Source organism: Aquabacterium sp. T101, from assembly GCF_057219775.1.
In genome coordinates, this window is record NZ_JBXVVZ010000002.1 from 18,014 (window position 1) to 38,963 (window position 20,950).

Genomic DNA, 20,950 nt, shown 5'->3' on the forward strand with positions numbered 1-20,950 from the left:
AACAACAAAGGGTTTATCCTAACCGCAGGGCACCGGCCGCTAGGCGTTGACCCTACGCGGGTGCTATCCCGGATTGCCAGCGTGGCCGCATCGCGGCGCCAATGCGACTGTCACACAATGGCCGGATACTAACGGCCAGCTCCAACCTGAGTACAAGGGGACACGCACCATGAAGATCCAGACCACGCTCGCGGCCGCCGCTCTGGCCTGCGCCGCACTGCCCGCCGTTGCGCAGCAGCGCACCGAGATCCAGATGTGGATGGGCCTGACCGAACGCAACGGCGAGTTGCTGGCGCGCTTCGGCGACGACTTCAACAAGAGCCAGAACGACTACCGCGTCGTCGTCTCGTTCAAGGGTCAGTACCCGGAGCAGCGTGCCGCCGCGGTGGCTGCGTTCCGCGCCGGCAACCCGCCGCACATCATGCAGATGTTCGACGCCGGTTCGGGCGACATGGTCGCGGCCAAGAACGCCATCGTGCCGGTGTCCGAGGTGTTCAAGCGCGCCGGCATGCAGTTCAACCCGGCCGACTTCATCGCCCCGGCCCGCGGCTACTACGGCCTGAAGGACGGCAGCCTTCTGTCGATGCCGTTCAACGTGTCGACGACGGTGCTGTTCTACAACAAGGACGCCTTCAAGAAGGCCGGCCTCGACCCCGAGAAGCCGCCTCAGACCTGGCCGCAGCTGATCGAAGCGGCCAAGAAGATCCGCTCGACCAATTCCGCCGCCTGCGGCTACACCACCACCTGGCTGGCCTGGGTGCAGCTGGAGCAGATGGCGTCTCGCCACAACATCGCGTTCGGCACCAACGGCAATGGCCGCGGCGGCCTGGACGCGTCGCTGAACGTGGCGAACAACCCGGTGCTGGTCCGTCAGGTGCAGACCCTGGTCGACATGCAGAAGGACAAGAGCTTCGACTACGGCGGCCGCAGCAACGACGCCGCGGTGAAGTTCATCTCTGGCGAGTGCGCGATGCTGACCCAGAGCTCCGGCGGCCTGGGCGCGATCGCGCAGGGCGCGAAGTTCCAGTTCGGCGTGGCCCAGCTGCCGTACTGGCCCGACGTGAAGGGCGCGCCTTACGCCAGCACGATCGGCGGCGCTTCGCTCTGGGTGTTCAACAGCCCCAACCGCACTGACGCCGAGTTCCGTGCCGTCGCCGCGTTCCTGAACTACCTCCGCAGCGACAAGGTGATGACCGAGTGGGCCAAGACGACCGGCTTCCTGCCTGCGACGAACTCTTCGTTCAAGGCGATGAAGGACGAGGGCTTCTTCGCCAAGAACCCGGGCCGCGACGTGCCGATCCTGTCGCTGATCGAAGGCAACAAGGGCGAGAACACCAACGGCTACCGCTTCGGCCGCTGGACCGAGATCCGCGACGTCTACCACGAGGAAGTCGAGAAGGCGCTGCAGGGCAAGCAGTCCGCTGGCGATGCCATGCGCAACTTCGAGCGGCGCGGCAACGCGCTGCTGCGCGCGTTCGAGCGCAGCACGCTGTGACCCGTCCCGAGTGACGAGCACGCGGCGGCCCTGCGGCCGCCGCGTCGTTTTCGCGCCGCCATGGAACGCAAAGTCGTCTTCTCGCAGAAGGGCCTGCCCTACCTGCTGCTCGCGCCGCAGATCGCGATCACGCTGGTGTTCTTCTTCTGGCCGGGCGGGCAGGCGCTCTACATGTCGTTCCTGCAACAGGACCCGTTCGGCCAGTCCGTGCGCTTCGTAGGGTTCGACAACTACCGCCAGATCCTCGAGGACCCGGACTACCTGAGCGCCGTCTGGCGCACGTTCTACTTCTCGCTGGCGGTCACCTTGCTGGCAATGCTGCCGGCGCTCCTGCTGGCCGTGATGGCCGACCGGGTGATCAAGGGCTCCACCGCCTACACCACGGCGATGCTGGTGCCCTACGCGGTGGCCCCGGCGGTGGCCGGCGTGCTGTGGCTGTTCATGTTCAATCCCTCGATCGGCGTGCTGTCGTGGGCGCTGAAGCAGCTGGGTATCGCCTGGAACCCGGTGCTCGATGGCGGCCACGCGATGGCGCTCGTGATCCTGGCCTCCGCGTGGAAGCAGGTGGCCTACAACTTCCTCTTCTTCCTCGCCGGGCTGCAGGCGATCCCGAAGAGCCTGCTCGAGGCGGCGGCGATCGACGGCGCCCGGCCGATGCGCCGCTTCTGGACCATCGTCTTCCCGCTGCTGTCGCCCACCACCTTCTTCCTGCTCGTGGTGGGTCTGGTCTACGCCTTCTTCGACACCTTCGGCGTCATCAGCGCCGTCACCCAGGGCGGCCCGGCCAACGCCACCGAAACCCTGGTCTACAAGGTCTACAAGGACGGCATCCAGAACCTGGATCTCGGCGGCTCGGCCGCGCAGTCGGCGGTGCTGATGGCCATCGTGATCGCGCTGACCATGATCCAGTTCCGCTTCGTCGAGAAGCGCGTGCACTACAACTGAGCCGCGATGACCGCCAGCAACCCAGCCCGATCGCCGAGCGCCGCCACCGACTGGCTGCCCCACCTGGTGCTGTGGGTGGGCATCGCGATCACGGCCTTCCCGCTCTACATCGCCTTCGTCGCTTCCACGCTGTCGTCGCAGGACGTGCTGCAGTCGCCGATGCCGCTGATCCCCGGCACCGAGGCGCTGAACAACTACGCCCATGTCCTGATCCAGGGCGCCACCGGCACCCACCTGTCGCCGCCGGTGTGGCAGCTGATGTGGAACAGCTTCCTGATGGCGATCATCATCACCGCGGGCAAGATCGCGGTGTCGATCATCTCGGCCTACGCGGTCGTGTTCTTCCGCTTCCCCGGGCGCATGTTCTTCTTCTGGATGATCTTCATCACCCTGATGCTGCCGGTGGAAGTGCGCATCCTGCCGACCTACGAGGTGGTGAGCGACCTGGGCCTGATCAACACGATGACCGGGCTGACGCTGCCGCTGATCGCCAGTGCGACGGGCACCCTGCTCTTCCGCCAGTTCTTCCTGACGATTCCCGACGAGCTGGTGGAGGCCGCGCGCATCGACGGCGCCGGCCCCTTGCGATTCTTCAAGGACGTGGTGCTGCCGCTGTCGGCCACCAACATCGCGGCGCTCGCGGTGATCCTGTTCATCTACGGCTGGAACCAGTACCTCTGGCCGCTGCTGATCACCACAGAGAACCGTCTGGACACGATCGTCGTGGGCATCACGAAGATGATCTCGACCGACTCGGGCATCACCAACTGGAACCATGTCATGGCCACCACCCTGCTCGCGGTGCTGCCGCCTGCGCTGGTGGTGGTGCTGATGCGGCGCTGGTTCGTCAAGGGCCTGGTCGACAGCGAGAAATAGAAGGACAAGAACATGGGTGCGATATCGCTGCGCAACGTCGAGAAGACCTATGGAGCCGGCCCGAAGGCCAACAAGGTGATCCATGGCGTCACGGCCGAGATCAACGACGGCGAGTTCGTCGTCATCGTCGGCCCCTCGGGCTGCGGCAAGAGCACGCTGCTGCGCATGGTGGCGGGCCTGGAAGACATCAGCGGCGGCGAGATCGCCATCGGCGGGCGCGTCGTCAACCAGGTCGACGCGTCCGAGCGCGACATCGCGATGGTGTTCCAGAACTACGCGCTCTACCCGCACTTCGACGTCTTCAGCAACATGGCCTACGGCCTGCGCATCCGCAAGGTGCCCGAGGCCGAGGTGCGCGCTCGCGTCGAGAAGGCCGCCAAGACGCTCGAGCTCTCGCACCTGCTGGACCGCAAGCCGCGCCAGCTCTCCGGTGGCCAGCGCCAGCGCGTGGCGATGGGCCGCGCGATCGTGCGTCAGCCGGCGGTGTTCCTGTTCGACGAACCGCTGTCCAACCTCGATGCCAAGCTGCGCGCGCAGACGCGCCTGGAGATCCAGAAGCTGCACGGCGAGATGGGCGTCACGTCGCTGTTTGTGACCCACGACCAGGTCGAGGCGATGACGCTGGCCCAGCGCATGCTCGTGATGAACGCGGGCCGCATGGAGCAGATCGGCACACCGGAGGAGGTCTACTACCGCCCGGCCACCACCTTCGTCGCCGGCTTCATCGGCAGCCCGCCGATGAATCTGCTCGAAGGCGAGGCCGACGGCATGAGCTTTCGCGTCGGCGGGGCCACGCTGGCCCTGCCCGCGCCGGCGCCGCGCAACGGCAGGCTGCTGCTGGGCGTGCGACCGGAGCACGCCGAGCCGGCGGCCAGCGGCTGGGACCTGAAGGTCGAGGTGGTCGAGATGCTCGGCGCCGAGCGCCTCATCTACAGCAGGCTCGGCGATGCGGCCTTCGTCGTGCGACTGGACGCGACGCTGCCGGCGCCTGCCGCGGGCAGCGTGTTGAACGTCGTCACCGGCGCGGCGCACCTGCACTGGTTCGATCCGCAAACGCAGCAGCGCGTGGCCTGACGATGAAGTCCTCGCCCTGGCCCCTGTGGATCGCCCACCGCGGCGCGGGAAAGCTGGCGCCGGAGAACACGCTGGCGGCGTTCCGGCTCGGCGCGAACCACGGCTACACGATGTTCGAGTGCGACGTGAAGCTCGCGGCCGACGGCGTGCCCTTCCTGCTGCACGACGCGACGCTCGAGCGCACGACCAATGGCCGCGGCACCGCGGGCGACCTGCCCTGGTCCGCGCTGTCGCAACTGGACGCCGGCTCGTGGCACAGCCGGGCCTATGCGGGCGAGCCGATCCCGAGCTTCGACAACATCGCTGCCTACTGCCTCGCCAACGGCTTCGCGCTGGACATCGAGATCAAGCCGACGCCGGGCACCGAGCATGCCACCGGCCTGGCCGTGGCGCGGGCTGCGGCCCGGCTGTGGGGCGGCCGCGGCGTAGTGCCGCCGCTGCTCACGTCCTTCCAGGTCGCGGCGTTGCAAGGCGCTCGCGAGTCAGCCCCCGAACTGCCGCGGGGTCTGCTGATCGACACGCTGTTCGACGGCTGGTTCGAGGCCGCGCAGTCGCTCGGCGCGGTGGCGGTGGTCGCCAACTACCGGCTGTACGACGCCGCGATGATCGAGCGCCTGCACGCCGCAGGGCTGTGGGCCATGGCCTACACGGTCAACGACGAGGCTGCCGCGCGCAACCTGCTCGCCTGGGGCCTGGACGGCGTGTGCACCGACGCGGTGGATCGCTTCGCGCCGGCCTTGTGCAGCGCGGGCTGAGGCCGCCCGGAGCCTAGCGCGCGGCGCCGGCCTCGGGCAGGGCGCGCGGTCCCACGTCCGCCTCGGCACCCAGCTGCGACTCCGTTTCCTCCGGCGCCGGCAATACCCTCACCTCGCGCAGCATCGTCAGACGCCAGGCCAGCAGCGACAGCAGCAGCGCACCGCTGCCCGCGAAGACCAGCGACGCGCGCAGGCTGACGTGCTCGCCGAGCCAACCGCCGATGATCGCGCCCGGGCCGGCCGGCAGCAGGATCAGCCACCGCATCGTGCTCGTCATCCGGCCTAGCAGCGGCGCCGGCGTTACCGACTGCCGCAGCGACAGGAAGTTGATGAAGATCAGCACGGCGCCGACGCCGAACAGCAGCAGCATCAGCGCGAACATCGCGCGCCCGAGCGCATTGGCCGGCGCTGCGGCCAGCAGCAGCCAGCCCAGGCCGCAGATGCCCATGCCCAGCGTCAGACAGGGCCCGGGCCCGATGCGGGCCGACACGCGATGGCCCAGCGTGCTGGCCAGCACCGTGCCCGCCCCCAGGCCGACGAAGGACAGGCCGATCTGCGACTCCGACAGCCCCAGCGTGCGCGTGGCGAACAGGATCTGCACCACGATCGCCGCGTGGTGGCACAACTGCCACAGCCCCACCGAGATGGCCATGGTCACCAGCAGCCGCGTGCCGCGCACGAAGCGCAGCCCCGCCCTGAGGTCGCGCCAGAAGTGCGTGTCCCGCCGCGCCACGAGCGACTCCTGCACGCGCACGCCGCGCAGGATCCACACCGAGCCGATCAGCATCAGGGCGTCCAGCAGCAGGGCGATCGGCGCACCGGCGGCCTTGATCAGCGCCCCGGCGAACCCCGGGCCGGCCACCTCCGCCCCCGAACTGGCCAGCGCGTTGCGGGCATGCGCCTCCACCAGGCGCTCGCGCGGCACCACCTGCGTGAGCACGATCTGCGCCGCGGAGCCGGCCACCACATAGACACAGCCCATCACGAAGGCCACCACGTACATCCAGGGCATCGCCAGCCAGCCCATCCACCAGGCCAGAGGCACGCTGCAGACGATGAGCGCGAGGCTGGCCTCGCCGACGATGTAGACGGGCAGCTTGCGCACGCGGTCCAGCCACACCCCGGCGGGCAGCGACAGCAGCACGAAGGGGGCGATCTCCATCGCCACCAGCACGCCCATCTGCGTCGGCGTGGCCTGCAGCAGCACCGCTGCCGTCAGCGGCAGCGCCAGCATCGTCACCTGACCGCCGAGCGAGGAGATCAGGATCGAGATCCACAGCCGACGGTAGGCCGCGTCGCGCAGCAGGTCGTCGGCCGGCAGCGACAGCCGGCCGCGGAGCAGTCCGCGCCATCGGCTGGCTTGGGAGACGAGGGAAGCAAGACTCATGTTCGTGTCGAGACGGGCGGGCACTGCGGCGGGTCGGAAAGCCGGCCCAGAAACGACTCGGGCCTGCCGCCGATGGCTCGGCGCAGGCCCGGTGGGGCGACGAGCGAAGGGCTAGAGGGCGATGGGGGCCGGGCATTCCAGCCGGTCGGCGCGCCATTCGGCCGTGACCTGGCTGGTGTCGTCCGACAGTTGCAGCCCGACAGCAGCCAGCAGGCCGACGGCGACGGACGCGCCCACCACGAATGCGGTACGTCGGCGTGGGGAAGGAACGTCGTGGGTGGTCATGGCGTCGGCTCGGCGGAGGGGATGCGACGGCCAGATGCTAGCAGCGCCGGCCGCGCCTTGCCAATCGGGACGCGTCCGTCAGGACGCCGCAGGCCGCGTGCCGAGCCCCAGGCGGGCCAGCATCTCGGCACAGCGGTCCACGAACCAGGCCGGCTCCAGGCTGGCCAGCAGCGCCTGACGCGCATTGGCGGCGATGCGCTCGCGCTCGGCATCGTCAGCCAGGTAGGCCGCGCAGACGTCTTCCAGGTCGGCGTAGTCCCAGCGCACCGGCACGTAGGTCTGCCCGGGAACGAACAGGTCGGGCATGGTCCGGACATGGCCCATGTCGGGCTTGACCAGCAGGCAGCCGCACAGGATCGCCTCGAAGTCGCGCCAGCAGATCTCGCCGAAGCCGAACGGGCTGACGCAGATGCGGCTGCGAAGCATCTCCTCGTAGTACTTCTCCTGCGACACGCGGTCCCGCGGGGCGAGCACCGCGCGGCGCGGCGCCATCGCCTCCATCCGCTCGACGACCCCGTTGCGCAGCGCGTGCGTCCAGATCTCCGGCTTGACCCAGGCGCGGCACGACATGTCGATGTCGCGCGCCGGGTGCGGCATCGCGTCCACGGCGGCGGCCAGGGCGACGATCTTGTCGTCGAGCGCGATGTTCCAGCCCAGGTGCATCCTGGACAGCGCCTGCGCCGGCAGGCCGCCCGACGTCGGGATGATGTCCTGGGCAAACGAGACCCCATGCTCGCGGGCCACGTAGTCGGTCAGGTTGCTCTTGCCGATGTAGGGCCTTCCGTAGGCGGCCGGGTCCGCGAACACATGCTTCTTCACGTACAGGTCCACGGCAGCCATCACACCGTGCCACTGCACGTTCGGATCGTCGTCGCCATCGAAGTACACCAGTCGCGTGGCCCGGCCGGCAAGCGCCTCTTTCAGACGGGCGAGCACCGACTCGGCGTCGACCTGAGGCCGCTGGAAGTGCAGCTTGACGCCGACGATGTCGAATCCCGCCAGGAAGGACGGCGACGCGGCCAGCACCTCGTCGATGCGGCGAAGCTGCACCACGAGCCCGAGCCGCTGGCGCAGCAGCCGCGCGTGGCGCCGCAGCGGTGCGAACTGCTGTTCGCTGGTGTAGCCCTTGCCGTCGCTGGCCAGCAGCATGCGCACCGGCCGCGGCCCGCCGACCACCCCCGACAGCGAGGCCATCGTGGAGCGCAGCGGATACGACGCGGGGTGGAAGTTCCAGGCGCGCTGAACTCGTTCGAGCATGTGGGGGAGCAGGCGCCGGTGCAGGATCGAGGCCGATCGACGCGCGCTGCAGTCGGGAAGATGCGAGAAATTATAGGCACCTGCCCCCTGCCAGCGACCCATTGAACGCGGGGGATGACCCCTCGCAGCGCACCGCGCTGACTACACTGACCCAGGCAATTTCCAGGGGGCTCGATGAAGACGATGGACATCGGAATGGCGGGGGCGGGGCTGTCGTGCGCCGTGATCGCGCGCGACCTCGCCGAGCGCGGTCGACGCATCGACATCTTCGAAAAGCGTGCACATGTCGCAGGCAACTGCCACACCGAGCGCGATCCGGGCAGCGGCGTCATGCTGCACGCGTACGGGCCGCACATCTTCCATACCGACGACGACGAGGTGTGGGCCTACGTCAACCGGTTCATGGAGTTCAAGCCCTACGTCAATCGCGTCAAGGCCACGACGCAGGGCCGGGTGTACTCGCTGCCGATCAACCTGCACACCATCAACCAGTTCTTCGGCAGGACCCTGTCGCCCGCCGAGGCTCAGGCCTTCATCGAGCAGCAGGCCGACACATCGATCGTCAACCCGACGAGCTTCGAGGAGCAGGCGCTGCGCTTCGTCGGGCGCGACCTGTACGAGGCCTTCTTCAAGGGCTACACGCTCAAGCAGTGGGGCGTGCACCCGAGCCAGCTTCCGGCCAGCATCCTCAAGCGCCTGCCGGTTCGCTTCAACTACAACGACAACTACTTCGCGCACCGGCACCAGGGCATGCCGGCCGAGGGCTACACGGCGATGGTGGAGCACATCCTCGACCATCCGAACATCACGGTCCACCTCGGGCAGGGCCTGTCGCGCGACATGATCGGCCAGTTCGAGCACGTCTTCTACTCGGGTCCCGTGGACGGCTTCTATGCCTACGACCTGGGCCGCCTGCCCTACCGCACGCTCGACTTCGAGCGCTTCGAGGCCGAGGGCGACTTCCAGGGCTGCGCCGTCATGAACTACTGCGAGGAGCAGGTGCCGTTCACGCGGATCACGGAACACAAGCACTTCTCGCCCTGGGAAGAACACCACCGTACCGTGTGCTACCGCGAGTTCAGCCGCGCCTGCGGGCCGGACGACATCCCCTACTACCCGGTGCACCTGGTGCAGGGCGACTCGATGCTGGACCGCTACATGGAGCGCGCTCGCGCCGAGCCGGGCGTCACCTTCGTCGGCCGCCTGGGCACCTACCGCTACATGGACATGGACGTCACCATCCGCGCCGCGCTGGACACGGTGCGCGCCTGGAAGGGCACGCGCTAGCTGCGGTAGTCGGCGTTGATGCTGACGTAGTCGTGCGACAGGTCGCAGGTCCAGACGGTGGCGTGGGCCGGGCCGCGATGCAGGTCCACGCGCACGGTGATCTCGCTGCGCTTCATGACGCGCTGCCCGTCGGCCTCCTGGTAGTCCGGATGGCGGCCGCCGCGCACGACCACGTGCACGTCGTCGAGGAACAGGTCGATCAGGCCCTGGTCCAGGTCGTCGATGCCGGCATAGCCCACGGCCGCCAGGATGCGGCCCAGGTTCGGGTCGCTCGCGAAGAAGGCCGTCTTCACGAGCGGCGAGTGCGCGATGGCGTAGGCCGCGAGCCGGCACTCCTGCTTGGTGCGGCCGCCGTCCACACGCACGGTGATGAACTTCGTGGCGCCCTCGCCGTCGCGGACGATGGCCTGGGCCAGTTCGCGCGCGACGCCGAATACGGCCTCGCGCAGCGCCGCGCCCTCGGCCGATTCCAGCTGCGTGATCGGCGCGTGACCGGCCTGGCGCGTGGCCACCAGGACGAAGCTGTCGTTCGTGCTGGTGTCGCCGTCGATCGTGATGCGGTTGAAGCTCTGGTCGGCCGCCTCGCGCACCAGGGCCGGCAGCAGGCCCGGCTCGACGACCGCGTCGGTGGCAACGAAGCCGAGCATGGTGGCCATGTTCGGCCGGATCATGCCGGCACCCTTGGCGATGCCGGTCACGGTGACGGTGCGCCCGCCGATCGCCACCTGGCGCGATGCCGCCTTGGGCAGGGTGTCGGTGGTCATGATGCCCTGGGCCGCCTCGTGCCACGCGTCGGGGGCCAGGGCCGCCACGGCCGCGGGCAGACCCGCCGCGATGCGCTCCACCGGCAGCGTCTCCATGATCACGCCGGTGGAAAACGGCAGCACCTGGCGCGGGTCCAGCTGCAAGATCGACGCCAGGTCGTCGCAGGTGCGCCGCGCGCGGGCGAGCCCGTCGGCGCCGGTGCCCGCATTGGCATTGCCGGTGTTGACCACCAGCGCTCGGATGCTGCTGCCGGCCGCGAGATGCTCGCGGCAGACCTGCACCGGCGCGGCACAGAAGCGGTTCTGCGTGAACACACCGGCCACGGCCGAACCCTCGTCGAGCGCGACGACGACAAGGTCCTTGCGGTTGGCCTTGCGCACGCCGGCCATGGTCACGCCGATGCGCACCCCCGGCACGGGATGCAGGCTGCCGGGTGCGGGTGCGACGAGATTGACGGGCATGGGACGATCGGGGCTGCGTGGGGTTTTTCGATTGTAGGTTCGCCCCTGCGTGGCAGACTTGTGCGGCCATGCGCCTCATCCTCGCCATCACCCTCCTGGTTGCCTCCTTGACCGCCGACGCCCAGAGCCCCGCCGACCGCCCGACGCGGGTGTTCGTGTCCGGCCACAGCCTGACCGACCTGCCGATGCCGGCCTACCTGGAGCGCATCGCGGGCAGCCTCGGCACACCGCTGGACTGGAACCGCCAGTACATGGTCGGCTCGGCCATCAAGCACCGCGCGCGCGGCCGCGGCAACGAGACCGGCTGGGCCGGCTACTCGATGGGCGACAACAAGACGGGCCAGGGCCTGGACGTGGTGCGGGAGCTGCGCACCAACCCCTACGACATGCTGCTGATCACCGAGCAGCATGGCGTGATCGACTCGCTGCTGTCGCACGATGCGGTGCGTCACCTGCGCCACTACCACGACCGCTTCATCGACGGCAACGCGCGCGGCCGCACCTTCTTCTACGAGCCCTGGCTCGGCATCCCCGGTCGCAGCGAGCTTCGGCGCTGGATCGACTACGAGCGCACGTCGGCACCGCTGTGGCAATGCATCGTCACCCGCGTCAACCGCTCGCTCGAGGCCGAAGGCCGCAGCGACCGCATCGTGTCGCTGCCCGTGGGGCTGGCCCTGGCCGAACTGATGGAGTCCGCCGCGCGCGGGGCCGTCGAGGGCGTGTCGGGCACCACGCAGGACGATGCCATCAAGCGCATCTTCCACGACAACGTCCATCTGACGCCGCTGGGCGCCTACTACGTGTCGCTGGTCACCTATGCGGGCCTGTTCGAGCGCTCGCCGGTGGGCGCCTGGGCACCCGAGGGCGTGTCGGCCGTCCAGGCAGCGTCGCTGCAGCGGGTGGCCGGTGCCGCGATGGCGCGGCTGCGCGCCGAGCGCAAGCCGCTGTCGCCCGAGGCCTGCTCGGCCCTGCTGCGCGGCCCCTTCGTGGGCACCTACCTCGCCCACTTCCGCGACGACTACTGGACGCAGCAGCAGGGCAATGCGCTGCGCCTGACGTGGCGGCGCTGGAAGGGCGAGATCCGCACCCGCTGGACGCTGTGGCGCCAGGACCCGCTGGCCTGGGACCGGACGGACCGCGGCTACTGGTTCCCGGCGCCCTGAAGCCGGCGCCGTCGCGGCGCGCTAGGCCAGCGCGCCGTGGCAGTGCTTGTACTTCTTGCCGCTGCCGCAGGGGCAGGGGTCGTTGCGGCCCACGCGAGGCACCTCGGCCGCCACCGTGGCCGGGTCCGCCTCCTGCGTCACGCTGCCGTCCTCGTTGGGGTGGGTGTAGGTCACGTTGCTCAGATGGCCCGCCTTTTCCTCCAGCGCCTCGGCGGCCTGGGCCACCTGCTCCTGCGTCTGGATGCGCACGGTCATCAGCACGCGCGTGACCTCCATCTTCACCATCGTCAGCAGCTGAGAGAACAGCTCGAAGGCCTCGCGCTTGTACTCCTGCTTCGGGTTCTTCTGCGCGTAACCACGCAGGTGGATGCCCTGGCGCAGGTAGTCCAGCGCGGCCAGGTGCTCGCGCCAGTGGGTGTCGATCGACTGCAGCATCACCATCCGCGTGAAGGGGGTGAACTGCTCCTCGCCCACGACGGACAGCTTGTCCGCGAAGGTCTTGTCGGCGGCCGCCTGCACCTTCTCGACGATCTCCTCGTCGGTGATGGCCTCGCTCTTCTCGACCTCGGCCTTGAGCGGCAGGTCGAGCTGCCACTCGTCGCGCAGCACCTTCTCCAGGCCGTCGAGATCCCACTGCTCCTCCAGGCTCTCGGCGGGCACGTAGGTGCGGACCACGTCCTCCATCGTGGAGCGGCGCAGGTTGGTGGTGATCTCCGCCAGCGACGCCGCCTCGAGGATGTCGTTGCGCTGCTGGTAGATCACCTTGCGCTGGTCGTTGGCGACGTCGTCGTACTCGAGCAGCTGCTTGCGCATGTCGAAGTTGCGCGCCTCGACCTTGCGCTGCGCGCCCTCGATGCTGCGGGTGACGATGCCCGCCTCGATGGCCTCGCCCTCGGGCATCTTCAGGCGATCCATGATGGACCGCACGCGGTCGCCCGCGAAGATGCGCATCAGCGGGTCGTCCAGCGACAGGTAGAAGCGGCTCGCGCCCGGGTCGCCCTGGCGGCCCGAGCGGCCGCGCAGCTGGTTGTCGATGCGGCGGCTCTCGTGGCGCTCGGTGGCGATGATGCGCAGGCCGCCCTCGGCCTTGACCTTCTCGTGCAGGCCCTGCCATTCCGCGTGCAGCTGGGCGATGCGGCGCGCCTTCTCGTCGGCAGGGATCGACTCGTCGATCTCCAGGAAGTGCACCTGCTTCTCGACGTTGCCGCCGAGCACGATGTCGGTACCGCGGCCGGCCATGTTGGTGGCGATGGTGATCACGCCGGGGCGCCCGGCCTGGGCCACGATCTCGGCCTCCTTGGCGTGCTGCTTGGCATTGAGCACCTGGTGCGGCAGGTTCTCCTTCTGCAGCAGGCCCGAGATCAGCTCGGAGTTCTCGATCGACGTGGTACCCACCAGCACCGGCTGGCCCCGCTCGTGGCAGTTGCGGATGTCCTTGATGACGGCGTCGTACTTCTCCTTGGCCGTCTTGTAGACGAGGTCGAGCTCGTCCTTGCGGATGGTGGGCTTGTTGGGCGGGATCACCACGGTCTCGAGGCCGTAGATCTCCTGGAACTCGTAGGCCTCGGTGTCGGCCGTGCCGGTCATGCCCGACAGCTTGCCGTACATGCGGAAGTAGTTCTGGAACGTGATCGAGGCCAGCGTCTGGTTCTCGCTCTGGATCGCGACGCCTTCCTTGGCCTCGACGGCCTGGTGCAGGCCGTCGCTCCAGCGCCGGCCGGTCATCAGGCGGCCGGTGAACTCGTCGACGATGACGACCTCGCCGTTCTGCACCACGTAGTGCTGGTCGCGGTGGAACAGGTGCTGCGCGCGCAGCGCGGCATACACGTGGTGCATCAGCGTGATGTTGGCCGGGTCGTACAGGCTGGCGCCTTCGGCCAGCAGGCCCGCGGTGGCCAGGATGCGCTCGGCGTTCTCGTGGCCCTGCTCGGTCAGGAAGACCTGGCGGCCCTTCTCGTCGAGCGTGAAGTCGCCCGGGGTGATGACGCCCTCGCCGGTGCGCGGGTCGGCCTCGCCGATCTGCCGGCGCAGCTGCGGCACCACCGCGTTGATGCGCACGTACAGCTCGGTGTGGTCCTCGGCCTGGCCGCTGATGATCAGCGGCGTGCGGGCCTCGTCGATCAGGATCGAGTCGACCTCGTCGACGATCGCGTAGGTGAGCGTGCGCTGCGTGCGGTCGGCCAGGTCCTGCACCATGTTGTCGCGCAGGTAGTCGAAGCCGAACTCGTTGTTGGTGCCGTAGGTGACGTCGGCCGCATAGGCCGCCTGCTTCTCCTCGCGCGACATGCCGGGCACGTTGACGCCCACGGTGAGACCGAGGAAGTTGTAGATCTGCCCCATCCACTCGGCGTCGCGCCGGGCGAGGTAGTCGTTGACCGTCACCACGTGGACGCCCTTGGACGCCAGCGCGTTCAGGTACACCGGCAGCGTGGCCATCAGGGTCTTGCCCTCGCCGGTGCGCATCTCGGCGATCTTGCCCTGGTGCAGGGTCATGCCGCCGATGAGCTGCACGTCGAAGTGGCGCATGCGCAGCGTGCGCTTGCCGGCCTCGCGCACGGCCGCGAACGCCTCGGGCAGCAGGTCGTCCAGCGTGGAACCCTGGTCGAGGCGTTGCCGGAACTCGGCCGTCTTCGCGCGCAGGGCGTCGTCGTCGAGGGCCTCGAACTGCGGCTCGAGCGCATTGATCTTCGCTACCACGGCGCGGTACTGCTTGAGCAGGCGGTCGTTGCGGCTGCCGAAGAGCGAGGTCAGGAGTTTGGGCAACATGCGCGGGTCTGGTTGTGGCCGGGGCGGGGGCCCGGGCCGGTGCTGGAGTCGTCAGGCAGGGATCGCGCGCAGTTGGGGCGGTTCGGCCGCCTTGCAAGCGCTGGCCTGCATCGTGCGCACAAAGGCGCGGATTTTATCCGCCGGCGTCGCCGGGCGCGCTGGCGGCAGGGCGGTTGCGACGGGGCCGGGTTTCGGTGGCCTGGGCCGCCTGCGCGGCTGGTGGGCCGACCTTGCCGGCCAGGAACCGGGCCGGGTTCTGCGGAACCCCGTCGACCAGCACCTCGAAGTGCAGGTGCGGCCCGGTCGAGCGGCCTGTGTTGCCCACCTGCGCCACCACCTGGCCGCGCTTGACCAGGTCACCCTCCTTGACCAGCACCTTCGACGCATGGGCGTAGCGGGTCACGAGGCCGTTGCCGTGGTCGATATCGACGAGGTTGCCGTAGCCGGGATGGACCTCGACGTTGACCACCACGCCGCCCGCCGCGGCGGAAATCGGCGTGCCGATGTCGGCCGGGAAGTCCAGGCCCGTGTGCAGCGCGCCCCGGCCGGTGAAGGGGTCGGTGCGGAAACCGAAGCCCGAGCCGACCGGCCCGATCACCGGCGCCGTGCTGGGCACGAGCAGCTGGGCCAGCCGGCCTTCCAGCAGGCGCGACTCGACCAGCGTGAACAGGTCGATCGTCTGGTCGGTCCGCACGTCGAGCGTGGTCATGTCCACGTTCAGGGCCTCCATCGAGACCCGCTCGTTCATGTTGAGGCCGGGCACGAACGGCCCGCCCTGCCCGCCCCGGGCCGCGCCGGAGGCCGATGGCGCCGAGGGCCTCGGACCCAGCAACGGCTTGAACTCCTCCGGCTTGACGCCGGCCAGGCCGGACACCCGGTCGCTCATCGCCTCGAGCTTCAACAGCTTGGCCTGCATCTCGCCAACCCGCGTGGCCATGGCATCGAGGTTCTCGCGCAGGAAACGGTCGCGCTGGGCCGTTTCGTCGCGCACCAGCAGGCCGGCCGCCTGCGACACCACGGGCCAGCCTTCCCGAACCGCCTTGACCAGCACGAAGTGGTAGATGACGGCCGACAGCGCCATGAGCAACACCGCGCCCGCGACGAGCAGCGCGCCGACCTGCACCGGGCTGAGTTGCAGCACGCGGGTCTGCGCCAGGCTGCCGTGGGTGATCATGATCTGCATGGGCCTACACTCCTTCGCATGGGGACCCGCCAAGTCGCTTCGCCTGCGGTGCCGCTGCCTCAGCCGGTGGCCGGCGCGCTGGCGCGCAACGAAACCCTGGCCGGCATCGCTGCCCGCATGGCCGAGTCACAGAACCGGCTCGCCACCATCGCCGGCGGCTTGCCGCCCGGCCTGGCTCGAGAGCTCCGCAGCGGGCCGATCGACGACGAGGGCTGGACGTTGCTGGTCTCCAATGCGGCCGTCGCCGCGAAACTGCGCCACCTTCTGCCTCATCTGCAAGAGGCCCTGCGTTCGGCTGGCTGGCGCGACCTACCGATTCGCGTGCATGTGCGCGCTCGCTGACCTACCGCACATGGTGCCGGCTATCCGAATCGAACGGATGACCTACCGCTTACAAGGCGGTTGCTCTACCAGCTGAGCTAAGCCGGCGCTCGCCCGGGCAAGCACACCCGGCCGATTCTAGGGGGCCCCCGCCGGGGGTACGTTACTTGATGCGCTTGAGCGCCGGCTTCGGACCGCCGGCCGGCGGCGGCGACTCGGGCGGGTCGGCGGTGTTCGAGCCGGGCGCGTCCACCGCCGTCAGGCGCGGCGTGCCGCGGGCGCCACCTTCCACCGGGGGCAGCACCGTGGGGCCCGCCGTGGCCGGCGCGCTGGGCACCGGAAACGCCATGCCCTGGCCGTTCTCGCGCGCATAGATGGCCACGACATGGTCCACCGGCACCAGGATCTCGCGCGCCTGGCCGCCGAACCGGGCCTTGAACTCGATGAACTCGTTGCCCAGCTTCAGGCCCGAGGTGGCCTCGAAGCCGACATTGAGCACGATCTCGTTGTTCTTCACGTACTCCATCGGCACCTGAACCGACGCATCCACGTGCACCGCGATGTAGGGCGTGAAGCCGTTGTCGGTGCACCAGTCGTGCAGGGCGCGGATCAGGTAGGGCCGGGTCGACGTGCCCTGGCCTTCGCCGATGGGAGGGGTGGATGCCATCTGGGACCCGACGCCCTTGCGCCTACTTGCGCATCACCTTCTCGGACGGCGTCAGCGCCTCGATGTAGGCCGGGCGCGAGAAGATGCGTTCAGCGTACTTGAGCAGCGGCAGCGCGTTCTTCGACAGGTCGATGCCGTAGTAGTCCAGGCGCCACAGCAGCGGCGCGATCGCCACGTCGAGCATGCTGAAGTCGTCGCCCAGCATGTACTTGTTCTTCAGGAAGATCGGCGCCAGCTGCGTGAGCCGGTCGCGGATCTGGCCGCGCGCCTTCTCGAGCTGCTTGTCGTTGGCCTTGACGCCGCCACGCCCCTCGAGGATGTTGACGTTGGCGAACAGTTCCTTCTCGAAGTTGAAGAGGAACAGGCGCACGCGGGCGCGCGCCACCGGGTCGCCCGGCATCAGCTGCGGGTGCGGGAAGCGCTCGTCGATGTACTCGTTGATGATGTGCGACTCGTACAGGATGAGGTCCCGCTCCACGAGGATGGGCACCTCGTTGTACGGGTTCATCAGCGCGATGTCCTCGGGCTTGGCGAAGACGTCGACGTCGCGGATCTCGAAGTCCATGCCCTTCTCGAACAGCACGAAGCGGCAGCGATGCGAGTAGGGGTCGGTGGTTCCGGAGTAAAGCACCATCATGGTGTCGGGCTCCCTCGGCGCTCAGGCCTTCAGGTGGTCTCAAAACACGAGGCGCAGCGGATGCATCGCAGCCGCTGCGCCTGGAGGTCGAAGCGAACTACTTGATGTCTTTCCAGTAGGCGCGGTTCAGGAACCAGGCGATCACGGTGAACAGGCCCAGGAACAGCAGCACCCACACGCCGATCTGCACGCGGGTCTTCTGGCTGGGCTCGCCCATCCACTGCATGAACGCCACGAGGTCGGCCACATTGGAGTCGTACGCGCGGGCGTCGAGCGTGCCGGCCTTGGTCACTTCCCAGCGGCCGGTGAACACCTCCACCTCCTTGCCATGCTCGGTGCGCTTCTCGAACACGGGGCGACGCTCGCCCTGCAGTTCCCACAGCACATGCGGCATGCCCACGCTCGGGAAAGCGAGGTTGTTCCAGCCGGTGGGCTTGGTCTCGTCGCGGTAGTAGGTGCGCAGGTAGGTGTACAGGTAGTCGGCCCCCGAGCCCTGACCCGCGGCCGAGCGCGAACGCGCGATCACAGTCAGGTCGGGCGGCGTGGCGCCGAACCAGTCCTTGGCCTGGCGCGGGTCCATCGCCACCTTCATCGTCTCGCCCACCTTGTCGGTGGTGAACAGCAGGTTGCCCTTGATCTCCTCGGGCGTCAGGCCGATGTCCTGCATGCGGTTGAACCGCATGAAGGCCGCGCTGTGGCAGTTCAGGCAGTAGTTGACGAACAGCTTGGCGCCGTTCTGCAGGGCGGCACGGTCGCCGAGCTTCTCGGTCGGGAACTTGTCCCAGGCCAGGCCGCCGCCCGCGGCCTGCGCGCCACCGGCACACAACGCCAGGGCCACCGCGGCCGACTGGAGGATTCGCTTGATCATCAGGATGCTCATCGTGGTCTTCCCGTCGTCAATGCGCGTTGAACACCACGCGCTCGGGCACGGGCTTGAATTCGCCGAGACGGCTCCACCAGGGCATCAGCAGGAAGAAGCCGAAGTAGTACAGCGTGCCGATCTGGGCCAGCAGCGTCTTGCCGTCCGACGGTGGCTCGATGCCAAGCCAGCCCAGGATCAGGAAGAACACCACGAACACGCCATAGACGTACTTGTGCCAGCCCGGACGGTAGCGGATCGACTTCACCGGACTCTGGTCGAGCCAGGGCAGGAAGAACAGGATCACGACCGCGGCGCCCATGACGACCACGCCCCAGAACTTGGCGTCGAAGGTCTTGAGCAGGGCGATCGCCACCAGGGCGCCGACCGCCATCGCGATCTTGGCCTTGCCGGACATCGTGCCCTTGACGAAGGCCAGCACCGCGCCCAGCGCGAAGATGACGCACAGCACGTTGACCATGATGTCGGTGGTGGCGCGCAGCATCGAGTAGTACGGCGTGAAGTACCACACCGGGGCGATGTGCGCCGGGGTCTTCAGCGGGTCGGCGGGGATGAAGTTGTTGAACTCCAGGAAGTAGCCGCCCATCTCCGGCGCGAAGAACACGATCGCGCTGAAGATCATCAGGAACACCGACACGCCCAGGATGTCGTGCACCGTGTAGTACGGGTGGAACGGGATGCCGTCCAGCGGCTTGCCCGAGGCGTCCTTCTTGGCCTTGATCTCGACGCCGTCCGGGTTGTTCGAGCCCACGTCGTGCAGCGCCAGCAGGTGGGCCACCACCAGGCCGATCAGCACCAGCGGGATCGCGATCACGTGGAAGGCGAAGAAGCGGTTCAGCGTGGCGTCGCCGACGACGTAGTCGCCGCGGATCAGCAGCGCCAGGTCCGGGCCGACGAAGGGGATGGCGGCGAACAGGTTGATGATCACCTGGGCGCCCCAGTAGCTCATCTGGCCCCAGGGCAGCAGGTAGCCCATGAAGGCTTCGCCCATCAGGCACAGGAAGATCGCCACGCCGAAGATCCAGACCAGCTCGCGCGGCTTGCGGTAGCTGCCGTAGATGAGGCCGCGGTACATGTGCAGGTACACGACCACGAAGAACGCCGAGGCGCCGGTGGAGTGCATGTAGCGGATGATCCAGCCGCCAGGCACGTCGCGCATGATGTACTCGACCGAGGCGAAGGCCAGGTTCGCGTCGGGCTTGTAGTGCATCACCAGGAAGATGCCGGTGACGATCTGGATCGCCAGGACCAGGATCGCCAGCGAGCCGAAGAAGTACCAGAAGTTGAAGTTCTTCGGCGCGTAGTACTCCGACAGGTGCTTCTTGTACTCAGCGAAGGCGGTCGGGAACCGGTTCTCGAACCAGACCGTCGTCTTGGCGGCCAGCGAAGCGTCCGCCGGGGCTTCCTTGAATTCAGCCATCTCGTGCTTGCCTTGGTTTGTTGCGCGTCAGGCCTTCTTGTCCTCGCCGATCAGCAGCTTGCTGTCCGACAGGTACATGTGCGGCGGGATTTCGAGGTTGTCGGGCGCCGGCACGTTCTTGTAGACGCGACCGGCCAGGTCGAAGGTGGAACCGTGGCAGGGGCAGAAGAAGCCGCCCTGCCAGTCGTCGGGCAGGCTGGGCTGGGCGCCGGCCTGCAGCTTGGCGGTCGGCGAGCAGCCCAGGTGGGAGCAGATGCCCACGGCGACCAGCACTTCCGGCTTGCGGGAGCGGTACTGGTTGCGGGCGTACTCCGGGGTCAGCTCGTCGGGCTTGCGCTTGCTTTCCGGGTCGGCCACCTTGGCGTCGGTCTTCTTCAGCGATTCCACCTGCTCGGGCGTGCGCTTGAGGATCCACACCGGCTTGCCGCGCCATTCCACCGTGGCCATCTCGCCCGCCTTGAGCGTGCTGATGTCCACCTCGACGGCCGCACCGGCAGCCTTGGCGCGTTCGGAAGGGGCGAAGCTCGCCACGAAGGGCACCGCGGTGGCCACGCCACCCACGGCCGTGGCACCGCACGCGATACCGACCCAGGCTCGTCGGCTGGGGTCGATGGCATCCTGGCTCATTGATTTCCTCTTGTCGCGGCAAGCAGGGCTGGGCCTGCGGAACAGCCCGAGATTCTAGCGGACGCCACCATCCCTATCGGCCGGGCTTGACGGCGCGGCGGGCTGGGCAATACTGCGCCGGCCCGGCTCGCCCCGACGCCGGGCCCAAAACAACCCCAAAACACCCCAGGCAAGGAGTCACCCAGATGAGCTTCACGAGCGAGTTCAAAGAGTTCGCGATGAAAGGCAACGTCGTCGACCTCGCGGTCGGCGTGATCATCGGCGCGGCGTTCGGCAAGATCGTCGACTCGGTGGTCAAGGACCTGATCATGCCGGTGGTGGGCCGCATCTTCGGGGGGCTGGACTTCTCGAACTACTTCATCCAGCTCGGCACGACGCCCGCCGACTTCAAGGGCCCGATGACCTACGAGGCGCTGACCAAGGCCGGCGTGCCGCTGTTCGCCTACGGCAATTTCCTCACCGTGGCGATCAACTTCATCATCCTGGCGTTCATCATCTTCATGATGGTCAAGCAGATCAACCGCCTGAAGAAGGACGCGCCCCCGGCGCCGCCGGCCGCCCCTCCGGAAGACGTGGTGCTGCTGCGCGAGATCCGCGACGCGTTGAAGAAGTGACGGCGGGCGGGCCGGATTTGGCCCCATACTAAATGCCGCGCGCCGACCGGCGCGCGGCCTCGCCTGTCCCGGCGGCGCCGCGACG

General features: G+C 68.4%; 20 protein-coding genes and 1 tRNA gene. 9 read left to right on the top strand and 12 right to left on the bottom strand.

Translation table 11 applies throughout. The annotated features are described in order from the left end of the window. Positions 1-169: 169 nt before the first annotated feature. Genes ugpB through ugpQ form a run of 5 tightly spaced genes read left to right on the top strand, consistent with a single transcriptional unit; the run spans position 170 to position 5,145 of the window. A complete protein-coding gene (gene ugpB / locus AC2EAQ_RS07165) occupies positions 170-1,495 on the top strand; it encodes a sn-glycerol-3-phosphate ABC transporter substrate-binding protein UgpB (RefSeq protein WP_484641273.1) in 1,326 nt (441 codons plus the stop codon). 60 nt (positions 1,496-1,555) lie between these two features. Then, a complete protein-coding gene (ugpA, locus tag AC2EAQ_RS07170) occupies positions 1,556-2,440 on the top strand; it encodes a sn-glycerol-3-phosphate ABC transporter permease UgpA (RefSeq protein WP_484641275.1) in 885 nt (294 codons plus the stop codon). Positions 2,441-2,446: 6 nt separating this feature from the next. Then, a complete protein-coding gene (gene ugpE, locus AC2EAQ_RS07175) occupies positions 2,447-3,316 on the top strand; it encodes a sn-glycerol-3-phosphate ABC transporter permease UgpE (protein ID WP_484641278.1) in 870 nt (289 codons plus the stop codon). A gap of 12 nt (positions 3,317-3,328) precedes the next feature. After that, a complete protein-coding gene (gene ugpC / locus AC2EAQ_RS07180) occupies positions 3,329-4,390 on the top strand; it encodes a sn-glycerol-3-phosphate ABC transporter ATP-binding protein UgpC (protein WP_484641282.1) in 1,062 nt (353 codons plus the stop codon). A gap of 2 nt (positions 4,391-4,392) precedes the next feature. After that, positions 4,393-5,145, top strand: coding sequence for a glycerophosphodiester phosphodiesterase (gene ugpQ / locus AC2EAQ_RS07185; RefSeq protein ID WP_484641286.1), 753 nt, complete (start codon positions 4,393-4,395; stop codon positions 5,143-5,145). A gap of 13 nt (positions 5,146-5,158) precedes the next feature. On the opposite strand, the gene AC2EAQ_RS07190 is transcribed toward ugpQ, so the two are convergent. From AC2EAQ_RS07190 to AC2EAQ_RS07200, 3 genes are all read right to left on the bottom strand, one after another. Next, a complete protein-coding gene (locus AC2EAQ_RS07190; protein ID WP_484641289.1) occupies positions 5,159-6,532 on the bottom strand; it encodes an MFS transporter in 1,374 nt (457 codons plus the stop codon). Between the two features lie 111 nt (positions 6,533-6,643). Next, on the bottom strand, positions 6,644-6,817 hold the full coding sequence (locus AC2EAQ_RS07195; protein WP_484641291.1) for a hypothetical protein: 174 nt from the start codon (positions 6,815-6,817) through the stop codon (positions 6,644-6,646). Between the two features lie 78 nt (positions 6,818-6,895). Next, a complete protein-coding gene (locus tag AC2EAQ_RS07200; protein WP_484641293.1) occupies positions 6,896-8,074 on the bottom strand; it encodes a glycosyltransferase in 1,179 nt (392 codons plus the stop codon). Between the two features lie 174 nt (positions 8,075-8,248). Here AC2EAQ_RS07200 and glf point away from each other — a divergent pair, with 174 nt between their 5' ends. Continuing rightward, positions 8,249-9,361 carry a UDP-galactopyranose mutase gene (gene glf / locus AC2EAQ_RS07205; protein WP_484641295.1) on the top strand — a complete coding sequence of 371 codons (1,113 nt, stop codon included), beginning with the start codon at positions 8,249-8,251 and terminating at the stop codon, positions 9,359-9,361. Here the strand turns inward: glf and argJ are convergent. Then, the gene (argJ, locus tag AC2EAQ_RS07210) at positions 9,358-10,587 is read right to left on the bottom strand and encodes a bifunctional glutamate N-acetyltransferase/amino-acid acetyltransferase ArgJ (protein ID WP_484641297.1); all 1,230 of its coding nucleotides are present in this window, start codon (positions 10,585-10,587) and stop codon (positions 9,358-9,360) included. The genes glf and argJ overlap by 4 nt on opposite strands. A 107-nt stretch (positions 10,588-10,694) precedes the next feature. Here argJ and AC2EAQ_RS07215 point away from each other — a divergent pair, with 107 nt between their 5' ends. After that, positions 10,695-11,750, top strand: coding sequence for a hypothetical protein (locus AC2EAQ_RS07215; protein ID WP_484641299.1), 1,056 nt, complete (start codon positions 10,695-10,697; stop codon positions 11,748-11,750). 21 nt (positions 11,751-11,771) lie between these two features. Here AC2EAQ_RS07215 and secA read toward each other — a convergent pair whose 3' ends face one another. Further along, complete coding sequence (gene secA / locus AC2EAQ_RS07220) at positions 11,772-14,516, bottom strand: preprotein translocase subunit SecA (protein ID WP_484641301.1); 2,745 nt, start codon at positions 14,514-14,516, stop codon at positions 11,772-11,774. Positions 14,517-14,649: 133 nt separating this feature from the next. Beyond that, a complete protein-coding gene (locus AC2EAQ_RS07225; protein ID WP_484641305.1) occupies positions 14,650-15,699 on the bottom strand; it encodes a M23 family metallopeptidase in 1,050 nt (349 codons plus the stop codon). An 18-nt stretch (positions 15,700-15,717) separates the two neighbouring features. Between AC2EAQ_RS07225 and AC2EAQ_RS07230 the strand changes: the two genes are divergently transcribed. Further along, positions 15,718-16,041, top strand: a complete 324-nt coding sequence (locus AC2EAQ_RS07230) for a hypothetical protein (protein WP_484641309.1) — start codon at positions 15,718-15,720, stop codon at positions 16,039-16,041. An 11-nt stretch (positions 16,042-16,052) separates the two neighbouring features. Here AC2EAQ_RS07230 and AC2EAQ_RS07235 read toward each other — a convergent pair. From AC2EAQ_RS07235 to petA, 6 genes are all read right to left on the bottom strand, one after another. After that, positions 16,053-16,128: transfer RNA gene (locus tag AC2EAQ_RS07235), tRNA-Thr, on the bottom strand. A gap of 55 nt (positions 16,129-16,183) precedes the next feature. After that, the gene (locus tag AC2EAQ_RS07240) at positions 16,184-16,687 is read right to left on the bottom strand and encodes a ClpXP protease specificity-enhancing factor (RefSeq protein WP_484641311.1); all 504 of its coding nucleotides are present in this window, start codon (positions 16,685-16,687) and stop codon (positions 16,184-16,186) included. A gap of 22 nt (positions 16,688-16,709) precedes the next feature. Continuing rightward, positions 16,710-17,324 carry a glutathione S-transferase N-terminal domain-containing protein gene (locus tag AC2EAQ_RS07245; protein ID WP_484641314.1) on the bottom strand — a complete coding sequence of 205 codons (615 nt, stop codon included), beginning with the start codon at positions 17,322-17,324 and terminating at the stop codon, positions 16,710-16,712. Between the two features lie 97 nt (positions 17,325-17,421). Next, positions 17,422-18,204: a cytochrome c1 gene (locus AC2EAQ_RS07250; protein WP_484641317.1), complete on the bottom strand. Its 783-nt coding sequence runs from the start codon at positions 18,202-18,204 to the stop codon at positions 17,422-17,424. 16 nt (positions 18,205-18,220) lie between these two features. After that, positions 18,221-19,624 carry a cytochrome b gene (locus tag AC2EAQ_RS07255; RefSeq protein ID WP_484641320.1) on the bottom strand — a complete coding sequence of 468 codons (1,404 nt, stop codon included), beginning with the start codon at positions 19,622-19,624 and terminating at the stop codon, positions 18,221-18,223. A 27-nt stretch (positions 19,625-19,651) separates the two neighbouring features. After that, complete coding sequence (gene petA, locus AC2EAQ_RS07260) at positions 19,652-20,251, bottom strand: ubiquinol-cytochrome c reductase iron-sulfur subunit (RefSeq protein WP_484641323.1); 600 nt, start codon at positions 20,249-20,251, stop codon at positions 19,652-19,654. A gap of 185 nt (positions 20,252-20,436) precedes the next feature. On the opposite strand from petA, the gene mscL reads away from it, so the two are divergent. After that, positions 20,437-20,865 carry a large conductance mechanosensitive channel protein MscL gene (gene mscL, locus AC2EAQ_RS07265; protein ID WP_484641327.1) on the top strand — a complete coding sequence of 143 codons (429 nt, stop codon included), beginning with the start codon at positions 20,437-20,439 and terminating at the stop codon, positions 20,863-20,865. Positions 20,866-20,950: the final 85 nt, after the last annotated feature.